Genomic DNA, 25176 nt, shown 5'->3' on the forward strand with positions numbered 1-25176 from the left:
CTAAAATTGTAATATACAATTATTTCATTTAAATATTTATTTTATATTTAATTTTTATTATTATTTTTAGGTTAAACAAATACGTGAAAAATTTTGTACATATTAGAGTGCATAGTGATTATTCTATGATAGATGGAATTATTAAACCAGAAAAGTTAATAGAATATGCTAAAAAAATAAATATGCAATCATTAGGAATATCTGATTTAAATAATTTGCACGGGGTTATTAAATTTTATTCTTCTGCTTTTAAAGTAGGTATTAAACCTATTATTGGTGTCGATATTATTGTTTTGTCAAATATTATTACTGATTGTAAATTTAATTTAACTTTATTAGCTAAAAATAATTATGGTTATAAAAATATTATTGAATTATTATCTGAATCATATCAATTAGGATATGATGATAATTCTGGATTAATAATAAATATGGATAATTTATTGAAATTTAGAAAAGGTTTATTAATTCTGTCAGGAGGGATGAAAGGAGATATTGGTCAATGTATATTTAATAATGATATAAATTCATTAAATCACTGTATTTTATTTTATAAAAAATATTTTCCAAATAATTATTATTTAGAAATTTCTCGATTAGGTAAAATTAGAGAAGAAGAATATATTGAATATATTAAATATATTTCTTATAGGTATTCTTTACCCGTTATTGCTACTAATGAAGTTGTTTTTTTAAAAAGAAATGACTTTAAAGTTCACAAAATAAAAGTAGCTATTTACAAAAAAAAAACTATTACTGATCCAAAATTTGTATACGAATACACTGAAAATCAATTTTTAAAAAGTCAAGATGATATGATTAATATGTTTTATGATTTTCCTGAATCAATTATAAATAGTGTTGAACTTTCAAAACGTTGTAATGTAATTATACCTTCTGGATCTTATTTTTTACCGGTATTTCCTACAGGATCTGTGGATCTTTATCAGTTTTTTGTAAAAAAAGCTAAAAAGGGATTAAATTTGCGTTTAATAAGTATATTTCCTGATAAATCTCAAAGATTAATTAAAAAAAAAATATATTTTTCTAGATTAAATTATGAATTGTATATTATAAAAAAAATGGGATTTATTAGTTATTTTCTTATTGTAATGGAATTTATTCAATGGGCTAAAAATAATGATATACCAGTAGGTCCTGGTAGAGGTTCTGGTTCTGGTTCTTTAGTATCTTTTTCTTTGAATATTACAGAAATAGATCCTTTACAATTTGATTTATTATTTGAGCGTTTTTTAAATCCTGATCGTGTCTCTTTACCGGATTTTGATGTTGATTTTTGTATGGAAAAAAGAGATTTAGTAATTGATCATGTTTCAGAAAAATATGGTCGTAATTCTGTTTCTCAAATTATTACTTTTGGAACAATGGCAGCCAAAGCAGTTATTAGAGATGTGGGTAGGGTTCTTGGTTATCCTTATGGTTTAATAAATAAAATTTCTAAATTAATTCCTCTAGATCCTAAAATGAATTTAAAAAAAGCGTTTTCTATTCAAAAAGAATTAATGGATTTATATAATCATAATAATGATATTAAAATATTAATTGATATAGCTAAGAAATTAGAAGGAGTAACACGTAATGTAGGAAAACATGCAGGAGGTGTTGTTATTTCTCCTACAAAAATTTCTGATTTTGTACCTATATTATGTGATTCTAAGGGAGAAAATCAAATTACACAGTTTGATAAGAATGATCTTGAATTTATAGGTTTAGTTAAATTTGATTTTTTAGGTTTAAAAACATTAACTATGATTCAAATGATTATTAAAACTATTAATACACAAAATAAATATAAAAAAAAAAAGTTTATTCTTAATCAAATAAATCTAAAAGATAAAAAAAGTTTTTTATTATTAAATAAATCTGAAACAATATCTGTATTTCAATTAGAATCTATAGGAATGAGAAATTTGATTAAACGGTTACAACCTTCTTCTTTTGAAGATATTGTTGCTCTTGTTGCTTTATATCGTCCCGGTCCTTTACAATCAGGTATGGTAGATAATTTTATAAATCGTAAACATGGAAAAGAAACAATTTCATATCCAGATTATAGATGGCAACATAAGTTATTAAAACCTATATTAAAATCAACATATGGTATAATTTTATATCAAGAGCAAGTTATGAAAATTTCTCAGGTTTTATCTAAATTTACTCCTAGCGAAGCAGATATTTTAAGAAGAGCTATGGCAAAAAAAGATCCTATAGAAATGAATAATCAACGTAATTTGTTTCAATTAGGTGCTTCAAAAAATTCCATTTGTTTAAATTTATCAAAAAAGATTTTTAATTTACTAGAAAAATTTTCTGCTTATGGTTTTAATAAATCACATTCAGTTACTTATGCATTATTAGCTTATCAAACGTTATGGTTAAAGGCAAATTATTCTTCTGAATTTATGGCTTCTGCTATGACTTTAGATATGATGAATACTAATAAAATAATTAATTTAATTCATGATGCTCGTAGAATGAAATTAATTATTATTCCTCCAAATGTAAATATTAGTAATTATCATTTTACTGTTAATAAAAATAAAGAAATAGTATATGGTTTAGGGGCAATAAAAGGATTAGGAAAGTCATCTATTGATATTATTCTTAGTGAAAGAAAAAAAAATAATAATTCATTTGCTAATTTTTTAGATTTTTGTATGTGTTTACATTTAAAAAAAATAACACGACATGTTTTTGAAATCTTAGTTATGTCAGGAGCATGTGACTGTTTTAATATATGTCGTATTACATTATTTAATCATATTGAATATTCAATAAAAATTGTTAAACAAAAAGTTTTATCTATTTATTCACAACAAAATGATTTATTCAAATTGAATGATTTTATATTAAAGAGAGTATTATTAAAAAATAATCATAAAAAAAAAATAGTAAATAAAATAAATTTTTACAATTTTGTTTCAAAAATATTAAAATGGGAGAGAAAAGTTTTAGGTTTTTATCTTACAGTTCACCCTGTTAAAAATTTTTTAAAAGAAATGTATTATTATACTGGCGGAATAAGATTATATGATTGTATATTACAAAACAAAAATAGTGATATTATACTTTCAGGTATGATTTTTTCTATTAAATTAGCATTTACTAAAAATAAAGATAAATTTTATATTATTACTTTAGAAGATTCATATAGTCGTTTAGATGTTTTTTTCTTTGATAATTCTAATAATTTATTAGATCAAGAATATTATAAAAAAAATATGATTATTATAATTATAGGAAAATTATCATTTGATTCTTTTAGTAATAGATCAAGGGTATTAGTAAATAAAATATATAACATTGAAAAATTCCGAGCTAAGAAAATGCATACTATAAAGGTGTATATTAAAAACAATTATATAAATAATAAAAATATATTTGATTATTTATATAATTATTTAACAAATAAAGTTAATAAAGGAACAGTTTTTTTAAAATTCATTCAACCTGAAAAACATAATATACAACATAATTTGTTTAGTATAAAATATATGATATATCCTGACAATAATTTTTTAAATTATTTAAAAGTATTTAAAAAAAATATAATAATTAAATTAAATTTTTTTAAGTAAATATTCAATATAAAAAATTTTATTAAATATTTTTAAAAATTTTTTATATATAATAATTAATAATTATTTATTTAAATATATTTTTATATGTATTTTATTAGAGTTAATAAAAATTATTTTATTTTATTGTCTATAAATTCGATTATATCAGAAATAAGAATTCTTTTTTTGGAATAATTTTTTCTTGAATAAAATTCAATTTCTTTAGATTGTATTGTTTTATGACTAATAATAATTCCATATGGAATACCAATTAAATTCATATCAGCAAACATTTTTCCTAAATTTTCTTTTCTATTATCAAATAAAACATCAATTTTTCTATTTATTAATTTTTTATAGATTAATTTTGCTATTTTTTTTATTTCATGATTTTTATGCATATTAATTGGAATAATAAATATTTGAAAAGGAGCTATACATTTAGGCCAGATAATTCCATCTTTATCACAATTTTGTTCTATAATTGATGATATAATTCTATTAATTCCTATTCCATAACAACCCATATTTAGTAATTTTTTATTATTATATTGATCTTGAATTATAAAATTTATGTTCTTAGAATATTTTTTTCCAATTTGAAAAATATGACCAATTTCTATACTATTTTTTTTTTTTAATATTTCTTTTTTTGTATTATAATAAAAAATTTTATTAATATTTTTTATATTAATAATTTTATTAAAAAAAATTTTTTTATTCCAAAGAATAGGTATAAAATTTAAATTTGATGGATTTTTTTTTAATATAAAATATGGCATATTTATTATTTTAGAATCTGCTAAAATAAATATTTTTTTATCAAAATAAAACTTTTTATCATTAGTTAATTTATGCAATAAAGTTATTTTTTTAGATTTTATAAATTTTAAAGGATATTCTAATACATTTATATTTTGTAAATCTTTTATATTTAAAGGATCATTTTTACGCATTAATAATACAGCTAAATTATATTTTAATTGATTTGTTTTTGTTTTTATTAAATAAATTTTTATTTTATTTTTTTGAATATTAAATTGGTTATTATGTACTGCATAGTTAGATTTTTCAGAAAAAATAATTTTATCTTCTCCAGTATTAGATATAGCATGAAATTCATGTGATATAGATCCTCCCATAATTTTTGAATTTGTTCTAACAATTTTAAAATTTAATTTTAATTTTTTAAATATTTTTATATAAATTTTTTTCATTTGTTCATATGTTTTTTTTAATGATTTTTTATTAATATGAAAAGAATAAGCATCCTTCATAAGAAATTCTATAGATCTTATTATTCCAAATCTTGGTCTGATTTCATCTCTAAATTTTTTTTGTATTTGATAGAAAACAATAGGTAATTGTTTATATGATTGAATTTCTTGAGAAAAAATATAATTTATAGCTTCTTCATTAGTAGGACTTAATATACATTTTTTTTTTCTACGATCTATAATATTAATTAACTCTTCTCCATACAATTTAGTTCTTCCGCTTTGATCCCATAATTTTTTTGGTTGTATAATAGGTATACAGATTTCCATATATCCATATTGATCCATTATATTTGAAATTATATTTATAATTTTTTTTATAATTCTCTGTCCTGTCGGTAACCATGTATATATTCCTGTAGACAACATACGAATCATTCCAGATCTTAACATTAATTGATGACTTATAGAGTCCGTTTGTTTTGGTTTTTCTTTAATGGTTGAAAGTAAATATTTTGTAGTATACATATATGGTATCCAGAATATAAAATAGATAATTAAATTTTATTTATAGTAAAATATATAGATTAATTAAATTTTTATTTGATATAAAGTTATTAATAAGCAATTATTATTTAATATATTTTTTTTAACTAGATATTATTTTATAAATTTTATATAAAATTAATCATAAAAATAATTTTATTATTTTATAATTATAAAAATATATGATAATTAAAAAAATACCTTTAATACAGTATATAATATAATTTATTTTTATAAATTATAAATATAATTTTTTTATTCTTCCTTGTTATTATTTAGATTTTGTATTTAAATTATTGAATAAATAAAATATTATTTTTTTATATTTTAGGGTATATTAATTTTTAATATAATTTATAAAAAAAATAATTTAATTTTATTTTAAAGTAAATAAATATAATTATTTTATTAATAAATTTTTCATAAAAAATAATCAATAGATTTTTAAATAGGTATAATTTATGAATTATAACTTAAATGAAGATAAAACTGAAGATGCAACTCCGTATAAAATTGAAAAATATAAAAAAAACGGAGAAATAAAATATTCATACGATTTAAATTCTTTTTTTATACTATTATTTTTTTTCTTTTTTATATTTATAAATAAAAAAATAATTTTTTTATATTTTTTGAAATTATTTATATCTAGTTTAACTTTTCAAAATAATACAATTGATAAATATCAAAAATTATTTATTTTTTTATTACAACATATAAAAATTTTTATTTTATTTTTTTCAATATTATTTTCTGGAATATTTTTTATATTAATTTTTTCACCTATTTTAATTTATGGGGAAATAGTAAGAATAAAATTTATTAAATTTAATTTAAATTTTATAGACATTGTAAATAATTTTAAAAAAAAAAAATTTCAAATATAATTACTGATTTTTTTTTAATTTTATTTAAATTAATATTAATTATTTTAATTTCTTTTTATTATATATGGGATAATTTTTCAAAAATAAATCAAATTCATTCTTATTCATTATTAAAAAGTATATTCTATGGTTTTTATTTTGTTTTTAAGTTTATTCGTATTTTAATTTTATTTATTTTTTTTATAGCTGTTATAGACTCAATTTTACAATATTTTCAATATTTAAATAATTTACGTATGACAATTCAAGAAGTAAAAGATGAATATAAAGAATTAGAAGGAAATCCTTTAATCAAACAAAAAATTCGAATATTAACTCAACAGTTATCAAAAAAATATTCTGTTTTTAAGTTAAAGAAATCCGATGTAATTATTTTTGATTCTTTAAATTGTGCTGTTGCAATACATTATGATATAAAAAATATGTCTTTGCCTAAAGTTCTATTTAAAGGAACAGGATTTTTATCTATAAAAATTATAGAAATTGCAAAAAAGAATAATATCCCTGTATTTATTTCTAGTTATTTAGCTATATATTTATATAATAATTCTTCTATTGGAGATTATGTTCCTAGTAATTTATACATATCTATAGCAAAAATTTTAGCATGGGCTTGGCAATTAAAATATTGGAAAAAATATGGAGGTATATATCCAGTTAAGCCTATTATATTTTTTGATAATTAATAAATTATCTTTAGGAGAAAAATTGTTGATAAATAAAATATTTTTTTTATTTCATAGTTTTAAAAAAATTAATAATATTATATTAAGTTCTTTATTTGCTCCATTACTAATATTAATTATTTTATGTATGTTTATTTTGCCTCTTCCTTCTTTTATTTTAGATTTATTTTTTACTTTAAATATTGCTATTTCTATAATTGTTTTGATTGTTGCTCTATTTACTACAAAAACTTTAGATTTTTCTTCTTTTCCTTCTGTAATATTATTTTCAACATTATTACGTTTGTCATTAAATATTGCTTCTACACGAATTATTTTATTGAATGGTCATCTTGGTTCTTTTTCTGCTGGACGTGTTATTGAATCATTTGGTTTTTTTTTAATTAGCGGAAATTTTTTTATTGGTATTATTATTTTTATTATTTTAGTTATTATAAATTTTTTAGTAATTACTAAAGGTTCTGGAAGAATTGCAGAAGTTGGAGCTAGATTTATTTTAGATGCAATGCCAGGAAAACAAATGGCTATAGATGCTGATTTAAATGCTGGTATTATTTCTGAAAAAGAAGCAAGAAAAAGACGAATAAATGTACATAGAGAAGCTGATTTTTATGGTTCTATGGATGGAGCAAGTAAATTTATTCGAGGAGATGCTATTGCTGGAATTATAATAATGATAGTAAATATTGTGGGTGGTTTAATAATAGGAATTTCTCAACATAATATGGTTTTTTTACAAGCAGCTAAAATATATAGCGTTTTGACTATTGGGGATGGTTTAGTTGCTCAAATTCCTTCTTTAATTATATCTATTGCTTCAGGTGTTATTTTAACTCGAGTTGGTTCTGAAAAAATTAGTATTAGTGAACAAATAATTAGTCAAGTGTTTAATAATTCTCAAGTAATTTTTTTTAGTGGAGTTATTTTTTTTATATTTAGTTTAATTCCTGGTATGCCAAATTTTATTTTTTTATTTTTTACAATTAATTTATTTATATTATCATGGTATATATATAGTCAAAAGTGTATCAAAAAAAATTTTTATAAAAAATCTGTTTCTCAAGAAAGAAAAATATTAAATTTAACTTGGAATGATATTCAATTTGAATCTTTAATTACTCTAGAGTTAAGTTCTATTTTTTTAGAACCTACTTATAAAAATAAATATAGTAATTTATTACAAGATTTATATCAATTAAGAAAAAATATTGCTCAGGATTTTGGTTTTTTACTACCCGAAATTAACTTAGTTCATAATTATAAGTTAGAAAGTGGAATATATAAAATATTAATAAAAGGAGTAGAAATTAGTTCCAGTCAAGTTTATTTAGATAAATTTTTAGTTATAAATAAATCTGATAATGTTATTAAAATTCCAGGTATAAAAGTAATAGAGCCTGTTTTTAACCTTCCTTCATTATGGATTGATTCGAATTTTAAAAAAGATATTTTAAAAAATAAATTAGTAATTATTGACCCTATTACTGTTATTATTACACATTTTGATAAAATTCTTAGAAAAAAATTACATGAGTTATTTGGTTTTCAAGAAACTCAGCAATTAATAGATCGTATATCACAAAATTATCCAAAATTAATTGATTATTTAATACCTAAAATAATTTCAGTAACTATTTTGCAGGGTATTTTACAGAATTTATTAAAAGATGATATATCAATTAAAGATATTAGAACTATTTTAGAAACTTTAATAAAACACGGTTCTAGTTTAAAAAATGATATAGAAAAATTAACTGATATTATTCGTATTTCATTACGAAATTTTATTACTCAAAAGTTTTTTTTAAAAGATAAAAATATTAATGTCATTGGTTTAAGCTCTAATATTGAAAAAATATTACTAAAATTTGTTAATGATAAAGCTCATGTTTTAGAACCTACTTTTTCTGAAAAACTAATTAAACAAACTCGATTATCTGTTTCTTTTCAAAAAAAAGATAATTTACCAATTGTATTATTAGTTCTACCTGAATTGCGTGTTCTTTTATCAAAATTGTTTGTTCTTAATATTCCTGAGTTAACAGTATTATCATTTTTAGAAATTTCTGAAGATCGGTTTATAAAATTTACTCATATTATTGGTAAATAAAAAAGATTAGTTTTGTAAAAATAAAATTTTTTACATTATTTGTACTGTATTTATTCCTAACAAATATAAACCTTGTTTAATAATTCTAGCTGTTAAAATAGATAATTTTATTCTACTTATCTTAATGTGTTTCTCTTTTACGAATAAAATAGGACAATTTTCATAAAATTTTGAAAATTTTCCAGCTATATCGTATAAATAGTTACACATTAAATGAGGAGTTCCTTTTTTTTCTAAAATAAATATAATTTCTTCAAATTGCAAAATCGTTAATATTAATTGTCTTTCAAAAATAGTAAATATTTTTATATGATATAAATTAATATTAAAATCTGATTTATTATTTTTAATAATTGATTGAATGCGGGTGTATGCATATTGTATATAAGGAGCTGTATTCCCATTTAATGATAGTATTTGATTCCAATCAAATTGATAATCAGATAATCTATTTTTAGATAAATCAAAATATTTTATAGCACCTATACCAATATTTTCTGATATTTTTTTTATTTCATTTTCACTAATATTTTTGTTTTTTTTACTAACTAGTTTTTTTGCTTTTAAAATACTTTTATCTAATAAATCTATTAATTTAATTGTTTTTCCTTTACGCGTTTTAAAAGGTTTATTATTTTTACACAAAATCATTCCAAAAGAATGGTGTTCTAATAATGTTTTTTCTGGTACATATTTTGCTTTTTTAGCTATATTCCATACTTGTAATAAATGTTGCTTTTGTCTACTGTCAGTATAGTAAATAATTCGATCAGCTTTTAATACATTACATCTATATTTTATACAAGCAAGATCTGTAGTAGTATATAAGAATGCTCCATCTTTTTTTTGTATAATCACCCCCATGTTTTTACCTAATCGATTTTTAAATTCTTTTAAATACACTATAACTGATCCATTATAATTAACTGCTATTTTTTTATTTTTTAAATCAGAAATAATTTCTGGTAACATATAATTATAAAAACTTTCTCCTCTAATATCACTATTTTTAAGTAAAACATTAAGTTTTTTATATATTAAATTATTTTTTTTTATAGTTAATTTAACTAATCTATTCCATATTTTTATACATTCTTTATCTTTATTTTGTAGTTTTACTACATTTTTTTTTGTTTCTTTTATAAAATTTTGGTCTTTTTTATAGCATGAATATGCTTTTTTATAAAATTTTTCAAAGTTATAAATAGATTTATATGATTTTAATTTTAATTGAGTGATTAATATTCCAAACTGTATTCCCCAATCACCAATATGATTTTGTCTAATAACTTTATTACCTAAAAATTTCATTACTCGAGCTGTTACATCTCCTAATATAGTAGACCTTAAATGTCCAACATGCATTTCTTTTGCCATATTTGGTGAAGAATAGTCAATAACTACTATTTTTTTTCTTTTTATAGGAATATTAAAATTTTTTGAATTATACATTTTATTTATATATTTACATAACCAATTATTTCTTAATTTTATATTAATAAATCCCTGTTTAGGGGCAAATATTTTTTTAAATATATTATATTTTTTCATATAATTAGAAATTTTTATTGATAATTCATGTGGAGATAATGATATTTTTTTTTTAAATTTAATAATTCCATTTATTTGATAATCAATTTCGTTATTTTTTGTGTTTTTTCGTATAATAGGATCAAAATTTTTAGGAACTCCATATCTTATACATATTTTTTTTATTTTTTTTGTTAAAAATGTTTGAATATTCATATATTTACCTTTTTAATTATAAAATATTAATTTATATATATTTTTAATATAATAGTTGTAAATTTTATAAAAATTATTATATAATAATTAATTAAAGTTGTAAAAATATATATATTTTTATTTAATTTTTAAATATAAATAATATTTGTAAATAATTTTTTTAGTATAAAAACAATTTTTATAAGAATTAAATTAATTAATTAATAATATAAATTATTAATAATATAATAATTTTTTTGATAAATTTAAAAAAATATGTTGACTTTTTTTTAAAAAACGATAATATAGATCTTGTAATAAAAATGTTCTTTAAAAAAATATTTCAGAAAATTTATGTGGGCACATGAAAATTAAATATTCAGATACAAATTATTCATTATTAATTTTAATTAAAAAAAATTAATTTTGTAATAAAAAGGTTATACGTAAATGAAGAGTTTGATCATGGCTCAGATTGAACGCTGGCGGCAAGCCTAACACATGCAAGTCGTGCGGCATCGGGAAAATATTTATATTTTTGCCGGCGAGCGGCGAACGGGTGAGTAATATCTGGGGATCTACCTAAATGAGGGGGACAACCACTGGAAACGGTGGCTAATACCGCGTAATGTTGAGAAACTAAAGTGGGGGATCTTTGTTTTTAATTAAAAAGACCTCGCGCGTTTAGATGAACCCAGATGAGATTAGCTTGATGGTAAGGTAAAGGCTTACCATGGCAACGATCTCTAGCTGGTCTGAGAGGATGACCAGCCACACTGGAACTGAGACACGGTCCAGACTCCTACGGGAGGCAGCAGTGGGGAATATTGCACAATGGGCGAAAGCCTGATGCAGCTATGCCGCGTGTATGAAGAAGGCCTTCGGGTTGTAAAGTACTTTCGTCAGGAAAGAAAGTGATAATGCTAATATCATTATTAATTGACGTTACCTGAAAAAGAAGCACCGGCTAACTCCGTGCCAGCAGCCGCGGTAATACGGGGGGTGCGAGCGTTAATCAGAATTACTGGGCGTAAAGAGCGCGTAGGCGGTTATTTAAGTCAGATGTGAAATCCCTGGGCTTAACCTAGGAACTGCATTTGAAACTGAATAACTAGAGTTTCGTAGAGGGAGGTAGAATTCTAGGTGTAGCGGTGAAATGCGTAGATATCTGGAGGAATACCTGTGGCGAAAGCGACCTCCTGGACGAAAACTGACGCTGAGGTGCGAAAGCATGGGGAGCAAACAGGATTAGATACCCTGGTAGTCCATGCTGTAAACGATGTCGACTTAGAGGTTGTATCCGTAGAGAAATGACTTCTGAAGCTAACGCATTAAGTTGACCGCCTGGGGAGTACGGTCGCAAGGCTAAAACTCAAATGAATTGACGGGGGCCCGCACAAGCGGTGGAGCATGTGGTTTAATTCGATGCAACGCGAAGAACCTTACCTGGTCTTGACATCCATAGAATTTTATAGAAATATAAAAGTGCTTTCGAGAACTATGAGACAGGTGCTGCATGGCTGTCGTCAGCTCGTGTTGTGAAATGTTGGGTTAAGTCCCGCAACGAGCGCAACCCTTATCTTTTGTTACCATCGGTTCGGCCGGGGACTCAAGAGAGACTGCCGGTTATAAACCGGAGGAAGGTGGGGACGACGTCAAGTCATCATGGCCCTTACGACCAGGGCTACACACGTGCTACAATGGTACATACAAAGAGAAGCAGCTCTGTAAAGATAAGCAAACCTCATAAAGTGTATCGTAGTCCGGACTGGAGTCTGCAACTCGACTCCACGAAGTCGGAATCGCTAGTAATCGTGAATCAGAATGTCACGGTGAATACGTTCCCGGGCCTTGTACACACCGCCCGTCACACCATGGGAGTGAGTTGCAAAAGAAGCAGGTTTCCTAACCGTATTTTCGGAGGGCGCCTACCACTTTGTGGTTCATAACTGGGGTGAAGTCGTAACAAGGTAACCGTAGGGGAACCTGCGGTTGGATCACCTCCTTAAAATAAAAAATATTTAATTGGATTGTGCCCACATAAATTTTTTGATTTATAGTAAAACAGGCTTGTAGCTCAGCCGGTTAGAGCACACCCCTGATAAGGGTGAGGTCGGTGGTTCAAATCCACTCAGGCCTACCATTTAAAAAAAAAGGGGCTATAGCTCAGCTGGGAGAGCGCCTGCTTTGCACGCAGGAGGTCAGCGGTTCAATCCCGCTTAGCTCCAGTATTTTTTATTTCACTTCTATTAATTTCATTTTTTTATTTTATAAATAATTTTTTACTTTAAAAATTTTAATAACTTAATGTTTTTATAAATTATATATAAAATTCACCTTAATTAATCTATTTTAAATTCTTTTAAATATGAGTTATATACGTAAAGATAGAAAGGTAATTTTAGATATAGAAACAACTGGTATGAACAGACACGGTTGTTTATATCTTAATCATAAAATTATTGAAATAGGTATAATTGAAGTAATTAATAGACATTATACTGGAAAATATCTACATTTTTATTTAAATCCTAATAGAAAAATTGATAAAGAAGCATATAAAATTCATGGAATTTCTGAAAATTTTTTATTAAACCAACCAACTTTTAAAGAAAAATACATAGATATTTTAAAATTTATAAAAAAATCAGAAATTATAGTACATAATGCAATATTTGATATTAGTTTTTTAGATTATGAATTTAGAAATTTAAATTGCGGAATTCAAAAAATTAGTAAATTTTGTACTATTACAGATACTTTATTAATTGCAAGAAAAATATTTCCTGGAAAAAAAAATAGTTTAGATGCTTTATGTAAAAGATATAAAATAATTAATATTAATAGAGAATTACATAGTGCATTATTAGATGCCAAAATATTAATGAAATTATATTTATATATGACAAGTAAACAAGAAAAAATTAAATTTAGTTTAAAAAATTTATATTCAATAAATTTACCTTTTTTAAAAAAAAGCGCAGTATTTCAACCATTAAAAATTTTATTTGCAAATAATTTAGAAAATAAAAAACATAAAAAATATATAAATATAATTAAAAAAAATTTTTCAAATTAATAATTATTTATTTTTTTTTCTTGACTATCATAATAAATAAATATAAAATTTATATTTTAATAAATTAAATATTGGTGCGGTAGTTCAGTTGGTTAGAATATCGGCCTGTCACGCCGGGGGTCACGGGTTCGAATCCCGTCCGCACCGTAAAATTATTTTTTTTATAAATAATATTTTTTTATGTTAAAAATTTGGAAATATAATTATGAATTGTAATGATATTATTAGTAATTCATCTTCAAATGTAAAAAATAATACTTTATTAAACAAAGATATAGTAATTGATAAAAAATCATTAAAAAAAAGTAAATTAAAATTATTAAATTTGAAACAAGATATTTTAAATACATCTATTATTTATAAAGACAAAGTATTAAAAATTAAAAAAAGATTACAAAAAAAAATTTATAATACATATAATTTTTTTTTAGAAAAAGATTTTTTATTAGTTTTACCTATTATTGATAGTATTGAAGCTACTATTAATGTATTAGATAATTCTAATGATAATAATTCTACAATTTATATAGTATTAAAAGATATTCAAAAAAAATTTTTATATGTATTTAAAAAATATGGTGTTTCAATTATTAATTCTATTAATATACCCTTTAATCCTGATTTTCATCAAGCAATATCAATTGATTTTTCGGGAAAATATAAAAATAATTTTATTTCATCTATTATTCAAAAAGGATACTCATTAAATAATAGATTATTAAGACCCGCTTTAGTATCCGTATCACAAATTAAAAAAAATTAAAATCTATATTATTATTAATATTTTTTATAAATTTTATATTATTAATTACAATATTAAATATTTATTTATATAAGGAAAAATATTTGAATATTAGTAGAAAAAAAAAAATAATAAAAAAAAAACATTTTTAAATAAAAAAGCTAAATATAATTTTCATATAAAAAAAACTATTATTTCTGGAATTGTTTTAGAAGGATGGGAAGTAAAATCAATTAGATCAGGTTTTGTTCAAATTACTGAAGGGCATATTTATATTAAAAAAAATGAAGCTTATTTAAGTGGAGTATATTTTCAACCGTTATTAAATACATCTGATTCTATTAGTTGTCAATCAAATCGTATTAGAAAATTATTATTAAAAAAAAAAGAAATTCATAATTTGTCTGTTTACAGTAAAAGAAAAGGATATACAATTATCCCTATAAAATTATTTTGGAGTAGATCTTGGTGTAAAATTAAAATAGGAATTGCAAAAGGTAAATCTATTCAAGATAAAAGATTAGATAAAAAAAATAATTCATGGAAAATTGAACAATCTACTATATTTAAACGTATATCTATAAATAAAATAGAATAATAGTAGATATTTTTATGAAACAGGATTTTATTATAATGAAATTAATAGATAATTATTGGATGAAAATAGCATTAAATCAAGCATATAAGGGAGAAAAAAGAGGGGAAATTCCAATTGGTTCTGTTTTAGTAAAAAATAATTATCTTATTAGTTCATCTTATAATTCTTGTGTTTCTTTATTTGATGCTAGTGCTCATTCTGAAATTTTAGTTATTAGAAAAGGAGGAAAGAAATTAAAAAATTATAGATTATATAATACTGTTTTATATGTAACACATGAACCTTGTTTTATGTGTTCTGCAGCTATTATAAATTCTAGAATACGTAGAGTTGTATATGGCTCTTATAGTACAAAGAAACATGATTTTTCATACTTTATGAATTTATTATATATTAATAATATTAAGCATCATATAAGAGATATTAAATCTGGTGTTCTATTATATGAATGCTCAAATTTATTAAAAAATTTTTTTAAAAAAAAAAGATAAATTAAATTTATATTAAAAATGATTATTTTTTTTATTTATTTTTCTAGTATAACAATAGATTGTACATATTTACGAGAATCAGTAATGCTTAAAAAAATTTTTTTAGTTTTTAATTTTTTTAAAATTATACCAGCATAACCAAATATATTTAACTTTGGTTTACCATATATATTATTTATAATTTCACAATTTTTTAAAAACATTTTTTTATATATCCCAATTCCAATTGCTTTAGCTGCTGCTTCTTTAGCTGTAAATCTTGTAGCTAAAAATTTATCTTTATAATATGTATTTTTGTATTCATATAATTCTTTTTCTGATAAAATTTTATTAGGTATTTTAATACCATAACGAAAAATTAATTTTTTAAATCGTTTAATATTTATTAAATCTATTCCAATACTTATTATTGACATTTTATTTCCTATTAAAATACAAAAAATTTACTTTATTTTTACATGAATATTTAAATATATTTTTTTTTTAAATAATTTTTCTATTTTATATTGTGATTGTATTTTACACTTTTTTATTTTTATTCCCTTTTTTCCTATAATAATTTTTTTATGTCGTATATTTTTAATAAAAATAAAACTTGAAATAATATATTTATTTTTTATATTTTTGTAAAAATCTGTAATAAATATAGTAAATGAATATACTAATTCTTGATTTAGAAGGTTAATTAATGTTTCTCTTATTATTTCAGAAACTAAAAATTTTTTTTTGCAAGTAGTTTTCTTATTATCTAAATATTTATGATTTGATATTGGTATTTTTTTTTTTATATAAATTAATAAATTTTTTAAATATATATTTTTTTTTGCTGAAATTAAAAAAATTTCTTTATTGAAAATTAATTTATTAATTTTAGAAATAAATGGTAATAATAATGTTTTATTATATATAAGATCAATTTTATTAATTACCATTATATAATTATTATTATTTTTTTGAATATATTTTAAAAGTCTATCTTCTTCTTGAGTCCAAACAAAACTATTAATTAAAAAAATTATTATATTTGTTTCATTTATAAGATTAAAAGTATCTCTTAATTTTTTTTTTTCAATTTTATTAAAATAGTTATTTTTTAATCCAGGAGAGTCAATTAATTCAAATTGTATTAAATTATTAGTATAAATTCCAGTTATATGAGTTTGAGTAGTATTTTTTTTATGTGATATAATTGAAACATTTGATTTTATTAATTGATTTAATAAGGTAGATTTACCTACATTAGTTCGACCTACTATAAGTACTTTTCCAAAAAAAGTATTTTTTTTCATAAATATTTCATTCTACCTCTAATCTAATTAATGCATTTTGAGCTGCATCTTGTTCAGCTTTTCTACGACTAGCTCCAATTCCAATTAAAATTTCTGATAATCCATTTATTTTGCAATAAATAGTAAAAATTTGATTATGTGCAGCTCCATAAATTTGTCCTACATGATATATTGGTAATGGAAAATGTTTTGATTGTAAAAATTCTTGTAATCTAGTTTTTGGATCTTTTTTTGTTCCAATAGGGTTCATTTTTTTAAAACGTTTTTTATACCATTGTAAAATTATTCGTTCTACAGTATAAATATTACTATCTAAAAATATACTAGCTATTATAGCTTCTATAGCATTAGCTAATATAGATTCACGTTTAAATCCTCCACTTTTTTTTTCTCCTTGCCCTAATTTAAGATAACTACCCAAGGAAAATTCAGATGCAATTTCTGCTAATGTATTTCCTCTAACTAATGTAGCTCTCATTCTACTCATTCCTCCTTCATTTACTTTAGGAAAATGGTGATATAGTGCTTTTGCTATAATAAAACTAAGAATAGAATCCCCTAAAAATTCTAATCTTTCATTATGTTTTTTACTAGCACTTCTGTGGGTTAGAGCGTGTTTTAATAAAGATATATTAGTAAACTTATATCCAATAAATTTTTGTATTTTTTTTATAACCATCGGCTTCATATTACACCAGTTAAAAATTAAAATAATTAATGTGTTTGTCTTAAAAAAATATTGTTAAATTTAATATTTATTAAGTATAATAACTTTATTGAATTTTTTTAAAAATTCTCTCAAAACGTATTATATTCAACCATTTTTTACTTTTATAATTTATACTAAACCATATATATTTTGCTTTTCCCAATATATTTTCTTTTTTAACTAACCCCCATAATCTGCTATCTGCGCTTTTATCTCTATTATCTCCTATAACAAAGTATTGATCTTGAGGGATTATCCATGTCCATTTTTTTTGATTTTTATTTTTTTTATTATATAAATATAAATAATTTTTTATACCATGAGATATCATTATATCATGCACATGATTTTTAAATATTTCTTTATATTTTTCATTTATTAATGAGCGATATGTATGAGTCTGTTTATTATAAAAATTTTTATTATTTTTAATTTGATTAAAAATAATATGTTTAATTTCTTTTTTTTTGTTAAAAATAACAGAATATCTATTATTAATTTTATTAATAATATATATTTTTTTTGTAAAAGGATGATAGAAAACTATGTCTCCAGGTAAACCAATAATACGTTTAATATATTTTAAATTTTTATTTTTTGAATATTTAAACACAACAACATCATTTCTTTTGGGTTTATAATTATTAAATTTAATTTTTTTATTTAAATTGTTTATATTATAAAAAAGTTTTTGAACTAATATATAATCACCTTCTAATAAAGATGGCTTCATTGAATCTGAATAAATAGAAAAAGATTGATAAAAAAATAGCCGTATACCAAAAATAAAAAATATAATAAAAAAATATTGTAATAATTCTATTAATAATTTTTTTATGTTTTTTTTTTTATATCTTTTTTATAAATATAATTATACAAATTATTTATATAATTAAATATACAAAAAAAAATTAATATACTAGTTGTAAAAATGAATATATATTTTATTAAAAACTTCATATATGTTTAAAATCCTATTTTAATAGTTAATCAATTTGTAATATAGAAAAAAATATTTCTTGAGGAATTTTTACATTTCCAATAACTTTCATTCTTTTTTTTCCTTTTTTTTGTTTTTGTAATAATTTTTTTTTGCGACTAATATCGCCCCCATAACATTTTGATAATACATTTTTTCTAAGTTGTTTAACATTAGCTCTAGAAATAATATTATTTTCAATAGCAGCTTGAATAGGTACATTAAATTGATGTCTTGGTATTATTTTTTTAATTTTTTCTATTATATTTTTAGCAATACGAATAGAGTTTTTTCTATGACAAATAGATGATAATGCATCAATTTTCATAGAATTAATTAAAATATCAATTTTAACTAAATCACTTTTTCTAAAACCAATAGAATTATATTCTAATGAAGCATATCCACTAGAAATAGATTTTAATTTATCAAAAAAATTTGAAATTACTTCTGATAATGGAATTTCATATTGAATAACGGTTTTTTTATTATGATATATTAAGTTTTTTTGTATTCCTCTTTTTTTAATACATAAATTAATAATTTCTCCAATATATTTAGTAGGTGTTAAAATATTACAAAAAGCTATTGGTTCTCTAATTTCATAAATTAAATTGGTATTAGGAAATTTTACTGGATTATCTAAATAAATTATTTTTTTACTTTTTATTAAAATAACTTCATATACAACAGTTGGTGCAGTTAAAATAATCTCTATATTATATTCCCGCTCTAGTCTTGATTGAACAATTTCCATGTGTAATATTCCTAAAAACCCACATCTAAATCCAAATCCTAATGCTTGTGAATTTTCAGGCTCATAAAATAAAGAAGAGTCATTTAATTGAAGTTTATTTAGAGCTTCTTTAAATTGATTATATTGATTAGTTTTTATTGGAAACAAACCAGCATATATTTTTGGTTTAATTTTTTGAAAACCTGATATTAAATTAGTAGAAGGATTTTTAAATGATGTAATAGTTTCACCAACTAGTATAGAATGAATATCTTTAATTCCGCATATCACCCATCCTACTTCTCCGCAAGATAACATTGGTTTTAAAATTCTTTTTGGTGTAAAAATACCTAATTGTTCTACTTGATATACTTTTTGAGTTCTTAAAATAAGTATTTTATCTTTTATTTTTATAAAACCATTCTTTATACGTACCAATGATACTACACCTAAATACTTGTCAAACCAAGAATCAATTACTAAAGCTTGTAAGGGATTATTAATATTTCCTTTTGGAGAAGGAATAACCGTTATAATTTTTTCTAATAATTCAGGTATTCCTTGACCTGTTTTTGCAGAACATAAAACAATATCCTTTGTTGAAATTCCAATAATATCTCTTATATCTTGACATACTTGTTTTGGTCTGGCATTAGGTAAATCAATTTTATTTAAAATTGGTAAAATTGATAAATTCATTTTTAAAGCGCTAAGACAATTTGCAACTGTTTGGGCTTGTACACTTTGAGCTGCATCTATTATTAATAAAGCTCCTTCACATGCTGATAGTGCACGTGAAACTTCATAAGCGAAATTAACATGTCCCGGTGTATCAATAAAATTTAAATAAAAATTTTTTCCTTTTTTTGAAGTATAATTAATTGTCACACTTTGTGCTTTAATCGTAATGCCACGCTCACGTTCTAAATCCATAGTATCTAAAACTTGATCCGACATTTCTCTTTTAGACAAACCTCCACAAATCTGTATTAATCGATCAGATAAAGTAGATTTCCCATGATCTATATGGGCAATAATAGAAAAATTTCTTATATATTTCATCATATAACTAGTGTACCATTTGTTTTAATTTTGATCTAATAAATTTTATTATTAAAAAATGTTTGATATATATTTAAAAATTTTTAATAAAAACTTTTTATAATTATATATAATTAATTATATATATTATATATAATTAATTATATATAATTATAAAAATTTTTATCTATTTTATATAATTTATTTATTTAAAACAAAAGTGATATTTTATATAATAAAATAAATTATATAAATTTTAAAAACTTTTAAAATTATTAATTAATTTATATTTATGAAATAAAAATTAAATATAATTATTTATATAGTGAAAAAAAATGAAAAAAAAAAAAGTTATTTTAGCTATGTCAGGAGGAGTTGATTCTTCTGTTTCAGCTTGGTTATTATTAAAAAAGGGATATGATGTAGAAGGTTTATTTATGAAAAATTGGGATGAAAATGATTCTCATGATTATTGTTCTGCTAAAATTGATTTAATTGATGCAAAATCCGTTTGTAAAAAATTAGGTATTTTTTTACATAAAATTAATTTTTCTACAGAATATTGGAAAAAAGTATTTAAAAAATTTATTTCAGGATATAAAAAGGGACATACACCAAACCCAGATATTTTATGCAACAAATTTATAAAATTTAATGTTTGTTTAAATTTTGTATTTAAATATTTGAAAGCAGATTATTTTTCTACTGGACATTATGCTTCTATTAAAAAAATAAAAAATAAATTTTATTTATATAAAGCAATAGATTTAGAAAAAGATCAAAGTTATTTTTTGTATACTTTAACATCAAAAATTTTATCTAAAATTTTTTTTCCATTGTCTCAAATAAAAAAATATCAAACACGTATAATAGCTAAAAAAATAAAATTACCTGTTTATAAAAAAAAAGACTCAACTGGAATTTGTTTTATTCAACCTAAAAAATTTAATTTATTTTTAAATCGTTATATTCCTTATAAAACAGGAAGAATATTAACTATGTCAGGAGAATTTATTGGATTACATATAGGTTATGAATATTATACTATCGGCCAAAGAAAAGGATTAAAAATTGGCGGTAAAAAAAATAAAAATATGTATCCTTGGTATGTAGTAAAAAAAGACATAGATTCTAATATTATTAGAGTAGTTCAAGGAAAAGGTAATCCTTATTTATTATCATACGGATTTTTAACAAATAAAATTCATTGGATTAATGATAAACCAAATTTATTAAACTTTAAATGTACGGTACAAATTAGATATAGATATAATCCTATTATTTGTCAAATTAATTTTGATAAAAAAAATAATTATATAGAAGTACTATTTAATGAACCGAATTTATGCATTACAATAGGACAATCAGCAGTATTTTATTATCATGATTTATGTCTTGGGGGTGCTATTATAAAAAAAAATATACCATATTTACCATAATCTTAAATTAATATTTATCTAAAAATATATAAAATTAAAAAATTAATAATAAATAAAAAAATTCCAAAAAATTATAATAATTGATTTTTTTTAATTAATTTAACTAATATTTATTTATTTAATTATAATTTATATAATATAGGTGTTATAATATATGTCTTTTTTAAAAAATAAAAAAATTTTAATTTTTGGTGTTAAAAATTGTTTTTCGATTGCTTGGGGAATAGCTATATCCATGTATAAACAAAAAGCTAAATTAGCATTTGTTTATCATAACATAAAATCAAAAAAAAAAATAATGCCACTTGCAAAAAAAGTAAAATCTAAAATTATTCTACAATGTGATATTAATTCGGATAACTCAATAAAAAAATTATTTATAAAATTATTTGATATATGGGGTATGTTTGATGGAATTGTACATTCAATAGCTTATGTTCCTAGAATTCAATTAAATAAAGATTTTATTAAAATAATTAATCGTAAAGATTTTTTAAATGCTTTTGAAACTAATACTTTTAGTTTGATAGCAATTATTAAAGTAGCTGTAAAATTTTTAAATAAAAAAGCTTCTATTTTAACTTTAACCTATATTGGTTCTATTAAATTTATACCATATTATAATATTATGGGTATTACAAAAGCTGCATTAGAATCAAGTATACGATATTTATCTGTTTCTATGGGAAAAAAAAATATACGAGTTAATGCAATTTCTTCTGGATCTATTAAAACTACAGCATCGTATATAATAAAAAATTTTCATAAAATAATTAGTACAGATAAAAATTATTCACCTTTAAATAGAAATGTTACTATTAAAGAGATTGGAAATGTAGCTGCTTTTTTATGTTCTGATTTATCTAGTGGTATTACAGGACAAGTTATATATGTAGATGTTGGAAGAAATATTATGTAGTAGATTACTATAAATAATTTACTATTTTAATAGTATTATAATTATTTGTTTTTTTAATATAGTTAATATAAATTAAATATTTTTTTTAATTAAAAAAATAAAAAATTTATCTATTTAAGTTTTTATAATAAAATATATAAAGTATTTACTTAGATTTATTTTTTTCAATAAAAATAAAATTATTAGGTTATTATATTATGTTTCAAAATAATTCTTTACTTATACAATTAAAAAATAAATTACATAAGAAAAAACCTAGAGTTGAAGGAATCGTAAAAAGTACTAGTAAAGGTTTTGGATTTTTAGAAGTTGATTCTAAAAAAACATATTTTATCCCTTCTAAAAATATGAAAAAAGTTATTCATGGAGATAAAATAATAGCTTTAATTGAAAAAGAAAATGATAAAGAAATTGTATATCCAGAAAAATTAATAGAACCTTTTTTAAAAAGATTTATAGGTTCTATATACAAAAAAAACAATTGTATTTATATACAATCAAATTATCCATATGTACGAAATACAACATTTTATAGATATAAAACTTCAGTACAAAGATCATGGAAAAACGGAGATTGGGTAATAGCGGAATTAAAAAAACATAGTTTACGTGATAATAATTATTTTAGTATAAAAATTATAAAATTTATATCTGAAAAAAACAATCCATTATTACCATGGTATGTTATATTAACAAGGCATAATTTGGAAAAAAAATCACCGATAGTTAATTTTTTAAGTTTAACATCACATATTATTGAAAATAATAATAGAATAGATTTAACATACTTAGATTTTATTACTATAGACAGTTATAATACTAAAGATATTGATGATGCTCTTTTTGTAGAAAAAACAGAAAATGATAAATTTATCTTAACGGTAGCAATTGCAGATCCTACAGAATATATATTAGAAGATACAGAGATAGATAATATAGCTAAAAAACGAATGTTTACTAATTATTTGCCTGGATTAAATATATCTATGTTGCCAAAAGAATTATCTGAAAATATTTGTTCTCTACAACCTTTTTTAAAAAGACCAGTATTAGCATGTCGAATAATTATTGATAATAGTGGTCATATTATAATGAAAAAAACAGAATTTTTTTTAGCATGGATTAAATCAAAAAGTAAATTATCATATGAAAAAGTATCAGATTGGTTAGAAAAAAAAGGGAACTGGAGACCTGATAATGAAAAAATTGAACAGCAAATATTATTATTAAAAAAAATATATATAATTCGTAATTTTTGGAGAAAAAAAAACGCTTTAGTATTTAAAGATCGTTTAGAATATCGATTTAATATATCTAAAGAATGGGAAATATTAAATATTTCTATAGAAAAGAGGAGAATTGCACATAAAATTATTGAAGAATCTATGATTACAGCTAATATTTGTGCAGCTAATTTTTTAGATAAAAAATTAGGTTTTGGTTTATATAATACACATTCTGGTTTTAATATATTTAATGCTAAAAATGTTATTGAATTTTTAAAACAGTATAATATTTTTTATAAAGTAGAAGAAATCATGACTTTATCTGGTTTTTGTAAATTAAGAAGATCATTAGATGAATTATGTAATGAGTATGTTAATTATAGAATTTATCGATTTCAATCTTTTGGAGAAATAAGCATTTTTTCTAAACCTCATTTTTCTTTAGGTTTAACATCTTATGCTACTTGGACTTCTCCGATTAGAAAATATAGTGATATGATTAATCATAGATTAATTAAATCTGTAATAAATAAAAAAAATAATATTATGCCACCTGATAATATTTTATTATCACATATTATTGATCGTAAAAGAAAAACACGTATGGCAGTTAGAGAAATAGAAGAATGGTTATACATAAAATTTTTTTATAAACAAAATCTTCATAACACATATTATCAAGCAGATATTATTGACATTTTAAAAGGAGGTATACGTGCTCGTTTATTGAAAAATGGTGCTTTTATTTTCATTCCTGCTTCATACATACATAATGTGCGTAATGAATTGGTTTTTTATCCAGAATTAGGAGTTATATATATAAAAAATAAAATTCATTATAAAGTATCAGATAATATAATAGTACATTCTTTAATTATAAATAATGATACTAGAACAATTATTGCATCTCTTGTTAATTAAAATCAATTAAAATATAACTACATATATTTTATTTAATATTTATAAATATTAAATAAATTACTAATTATAAATTAATAATAAAATTTATATAAAATTTTTCAAATTTTAAATCGATTCATTTAATTTTTTTTATAGACTATTTAGTAGTATAAATATAATTTGTATTATACTAATATTTTTGTTTATAAGAAATGTATAAAATTATAAAAAAATAAATTAGGCAGTTAACTCTAATATATTTAAATTTTTACTATT

Annotated in this window: 18 protein-coding genes, 3 tRNA genes and 1 rRNA gene; 15 read left to right on the forward strand and 7 right to left on the reverse strand. The window is 21.3% G+C overall.

Annotation, left to right across the window (positions count from 1 at the left end; genetic code table 11):
* Positions 1-83: 83 nt before the first annotated feature.
* Positions 84-3599 (forward strand): DNA polymerase III subunit alpha, encoded by a 3516-nt coding sequence (dnaE, locus tag BUCICURV3402_RS00775; protein WP_232036844.1) that lies wholly within the window; start codon positions 84-86, stop codon positions 3597-3599.
* A gap of 113 nt (positions 3600-3712) precedes the next feature.
* Here dnaE and proS read toward each other — a convergent pair whose 3' ends face one another.
* On the reverse strand, positions 3713-5326 hold the full coding sequence (proS, locus tag BUCICURV3402_RS00780; protein WP_154029212.1) for a proline--tRNA ligase: 1614 nt from the start codon (positions 5324-5326) through the stop codon (positions 3713-3715).
* Between the two features lie 479 nt (positions 5327-5805).
* Between proS and BUCICURV3402_RS02110 the strand changes: the two genes are divergently transcribed.
* From BUCICURV3402_RS02110 to BUCICURV3402_RS00795, 3 genes are read left to right on the forward strand one after another with little or no spacing between them, the layout of a single operon-like run.
* A complete protein-coding gene (locus BUCICURV3402_RS02110; RefSeq protein ID WP_154029213.1) occupies positions 5806-6231 on the forward strand; it encodes an EscU/YscU/HrcU family type III secretion system export apparatus switch protein in 426 nt (141 codons plus the stop codon).
* Positions 6231-6917, forward strand: coding sequence for an EscU/YscU/HrcU family type III secretion system export apparatus switch protein (locus BUCICURV3402_RS02115; RefSeq protein ID WP_269471972.1), 687 nt, complete (start codon positions 6231-6233; stop codon positions 6915-6917). The genes BUCICURV3402_RS02110 and BUCICURV3402_RS02115 overlap by 1 nt, the downstream gene beginning before the upstream one ends.
* Positions 6918-6942: 25 nt before the next feature.
* Positions 6943-9027, forward strand: coding sequence for a flagellar biosynthesis protein FlhA (locus BUCICURV3402_RS00795; RefSeq protein WP_232036845.1), 2085 nt, complete (start codon positions 6943-6945; stop codon positions 9025-9027).
* A gap of 30 nt (positions 9028-9057) precedes the next feature.
* Here BUCICURV3402_RS00795 and argS read toward each other — a convergent pair whose 3' ends face one another.
* Positions 9058-10773, reverse strand: a complete 1716-nt coding sequence (gene argS / locus BUCICURV3402_RS00800) for an arginine--tRNA ligase (protein ID WP_154029216.1) — start codon at positions 10771-10773, stop codon at positions 9058-9060.
* Positions 10774-11199: 426 nt separating this feature from the next.
* Here argS and BUCICURV3402_RS00805 point away from each other — a divergent pair.
* The 8 genes from BUCICURV3402_RS00805 to tadA all read left to right on the forward strand — a co-directional run bounded on the left by BUCICURV3402_RS00805 (position 11200) and on the right by tadA (position 15662).
* A 16S ribosomal RNA gene (locus BUCICURV3402_RS00805) occupies positions 11200-12760 on the forward strand.
* 58 nt (positions 12761-12818) lie between these two features.
* Positions 12819-12895: transfer RNA gene (locus BUCICURV3402_RS00810), tRNA-Ile, on the forward strand.
* A 12-nt stretch (positions 12896-12907) separates the two neighbouring features.
* A tRNA-Ala gene (locus BUCICURV3402_RS00815) sits at positions 12908-12980 on the forward strand.
* A 140-nt stretch (positions 12981-13120) separates the two neighbouring features.
* On the forward strand, positions 13121-13831 hold the full coding sequence (dnaQ, locus tag BUCICURV3402_RS00820; RefSeq protein ID WP_154029217.1) for a DNA polymerase III subunit epsilon: 711 nt from the start codon (positions 13121-13123) through the stop codon (positions 13829-13831).
* A 73-nt stretch (positions 13832-13904) separates the two neighbouring features.
* Positions 13905-13978, forward strand: a tRNA-Asp gene (locus BUCICURV3402_RS00825).
* Positions 13979-14036: 58 nt separating this feature from the next.
* The gene (locus tag BUCICURV3402_RS00830; RefSeq protein ID WP_154029218.1) at positions 14037-14594 is read left to right on the forward strand and encodes a nucleotide exchange factor GrpE; all 558 of its coding nucleotides are present in this window, start codon (positions 14037-14039) and stop codon (positions 14592-14594) included.
* A 157-nt stretch (positions 14595-14751) separates the two neighbouring features.
* On the forward strand, positions 14752-15171 hold the full coding sequence (gene smpB / locus BUCICURV3402_RS00835; protein WP_232036857.1) for an SsrA-binding protein SmpB: 420 nt from the start codon (positions 14752-14754) through the stop codon (positions 15169-15171).
* Between the two features lie 35 nt (positions 15172-15206).
* A complete protein-coding gene (gene tadA / locus BUCICURV3402_RS00840) occupies positions 15207-15662 on the forward strand; it encodes a tRNA adenosine(34) deaminase TadA (RefSeq protein ID WP_154029219.1) in 456 nt (151 codons plus the stop codon).
* 35 nt (positions 15663-15697) lie between these two features.
* Here the strand turns inward: tadA and acpS are convergent, their stop codons facing one another.
* From acpS to lepA, 5 genes are all read right to left on the reverse strand, one after another.
* Complete coding sequence (acpS, locus tag BUCICURV3402_RS00845; RefSeq protein WP_154029220.1) at positions 15698-16078, reverse strand: holo-ACP synthase; 381 nt, start codon at positions 16076-16078, stop codon at positions 15698-15700.
* Positions 16079-16105: 27 nt separating this feature from the next.
* Entirely contained in the window at positions 16106-16951 is an 846-nt protein-coding gene (era, locus tag BUCICURV3402_RS00850; protein ID WP_154029221.1) for a GTPase Era, read from the reverse strand.
* Between the two features lie 7 nt (positions 16952-16958).
* Complete coding sequence (rnc, locus tag BUCICURV3402_RS00855; RefSeq protein ID WP_154029222.1) at positions 16959-17639, reverse strand: ribonuclease III; 681 nt, start codon at positions 17637-17639, stop codon at positions 16959-16961.
* A gap of 85 nt (positions 17640-17724) precedes the next feature.
* Positions 17725-18498, reverse strand: coding sequence for a signal peptidase I (gene lepB / locus BUCICURV3402_RS00860; RefSeq protein WP_154029223.1), 774 nt, complete (start codon positions 18496-18498; stop codon positions 17725-17727).
* A gap of 148 nt (positions 18499-18646) precedes the next feature.
* Positions 18647-20437 (reverse strand): translation elongation factor 4, encoded by a 1791-nt coding sequence (lepA, locus tag BUCICURV3402_RS00865; RefSeq protein WP_154029224.1) that lies wholly within the window; start codon positions 20435-20437, stop codon positions 18647-18649.
* Positions 20438-20751: 314 nt separating this feature from the next.
* Between lepA and mnmA the strand changes: the two genes are divergently transcribed.
* The 3 genes from mnmA (at position 20752) to BUCICURV3402_RS00880 (ending at position 24921) form a co-directional block, all read left to right on the forward strand.
* Positions 20752-21855, forward strand: a complete 1104-nt coding sequence (mnmA, locus tag BUCICURV3402_RS00870; protein WP_154029225.1) for a tRNA 2-thiouridine(34) synthase MnmA — start codon at positions 20752-20754, stop codon at positions 21853-21855.
* Positions 21856-22009: 154 nt separating this feature from the next.
* Positions 22010-22774 carry an enoyl-ACP reductase FabI gene (locus BUCICURV3402_RS00875; protein ID WP_154029226.1) on the forward strand — a complete coding sequence of 255 codons (765 nt, stop codon included), beginning with the start codon at positions 22010-22012 and terminating at the stop codon, positions 22772-22774.
* A gap of 197 nt (positions 22775-22971) precedes the next feature.
* Positions 22972-24921, forward strand: coding sequence for an exoribonuclease II (locus tag BUCICURV3402_RS00880; RefSeq protein WP_154029227.1), 1950 nt, complete (start codon positions 22972-22974; stop codon positions 24919-24921).
* The last annotated feature ends 255 nt before the right edge of the window (positions 24922-25176 follow it).

The sequence above is a fragment of the Buchnera aphidicola (Cinara curvipes) genome, from assembly GCF_900698915.1.
GTDB classification, from domain to species: domain Bacteria; phylum Pseudomonadota; class Gammaproteobacteria; order Enterobacterales; family Enterobacteriaceae; genus Buchnera_F; species Buchnera_F aphidicola_AY.

Excerpts from the sequence above, each read along its gene's own strand:
- rnc (WP_154029222.1), bottom strand. The coding sequence starts at position 17,639 with ATGAAGCCGATGGTTATAAAAAAAATACAAAAATTTATTGGATATAAG.
- argS (WP_154029216.1), bottom strand. The coding sequence starts at position 10,773 with ATGAATATTCAAACATTTTTAACAAAAAAAATAAAAAAAATATGTATA.
- BUCICURV3402_RS00830 (WP_154029218.1), top strand. The coding sequence starts at position 14,037 with ATGAATTGTAATGATATTATTAGTAATTCATCTTCAAATGTAAAAAAT.
- acpS (WP_154029220.1), bottom strand. The coding sequence starts at position 16,078 with ATGTCAATAATAAGTATTGGAATAGATTTAATAAATATTAAACGATTT.
- BUCICURV3402_RS02110 (WP_154029213.1), top strand. The coding sequence starts at position 5,806 with ATGAATTATAACTTAAATGAAGATAAAACTGAAGATGCAACTCCGTAT.
- mnmA (WP_154029225.1), top strand. The coding sequence starts at position 20,752 with ATGAAAAAAAAAAAAGTTATTTTAGCTATGTCAGGAGGAGTTGATTCT.
- tadA (WP_154029219.1), top strand. The coding sequence starts at position 15,207 with ATGAAATTAATAGATAATTATTGGATGAAAATAGCATTAAATCAAGCA.
- proS (WP_154029212.1), bottom strand. The coding sequence starts at position 5,326 with ATGTATACTACAAAATATTTACTTTCAACCATTAAAGAAAAACCAAAA.
- BUCICURV3402_RS00880 (WP_154029227.1), top strand. The coding sequence starts at position 22,972 with ATGTTTCAAAATAATTCTTTACTTATACAATTAAAAAATAAATTACAT.
- era (WP_154029221.1), bottom strand. The coding sequence starts at position 16,951 with ATGAAAAAAAATACTTTTTTTGGAAAAGTACTTATAGTAGGTCGAACT.
- BUCICURV3402_RS00875 (WP_154029226.1), top strand. The coding sequence starts at position 22,010 with ATGTCTTTTTTAAAAAATAAAAAAATTTTAATTTTTGGTGTTAAAAAT.
- lepA (WP_154029224.1), bottom strand. The coding sequence starts at position 20,437 with ATGAAATATATAAGAAATTTTTCTATTATTGCCCATATAGATCATGGG.
- dnaQ (WP_154029217.1), top strand. The coding sequence starts at position 13,121 with ATGAGTTATATACGTAAAGATAGAAAGGTAATTTTAGATATAGAAACA.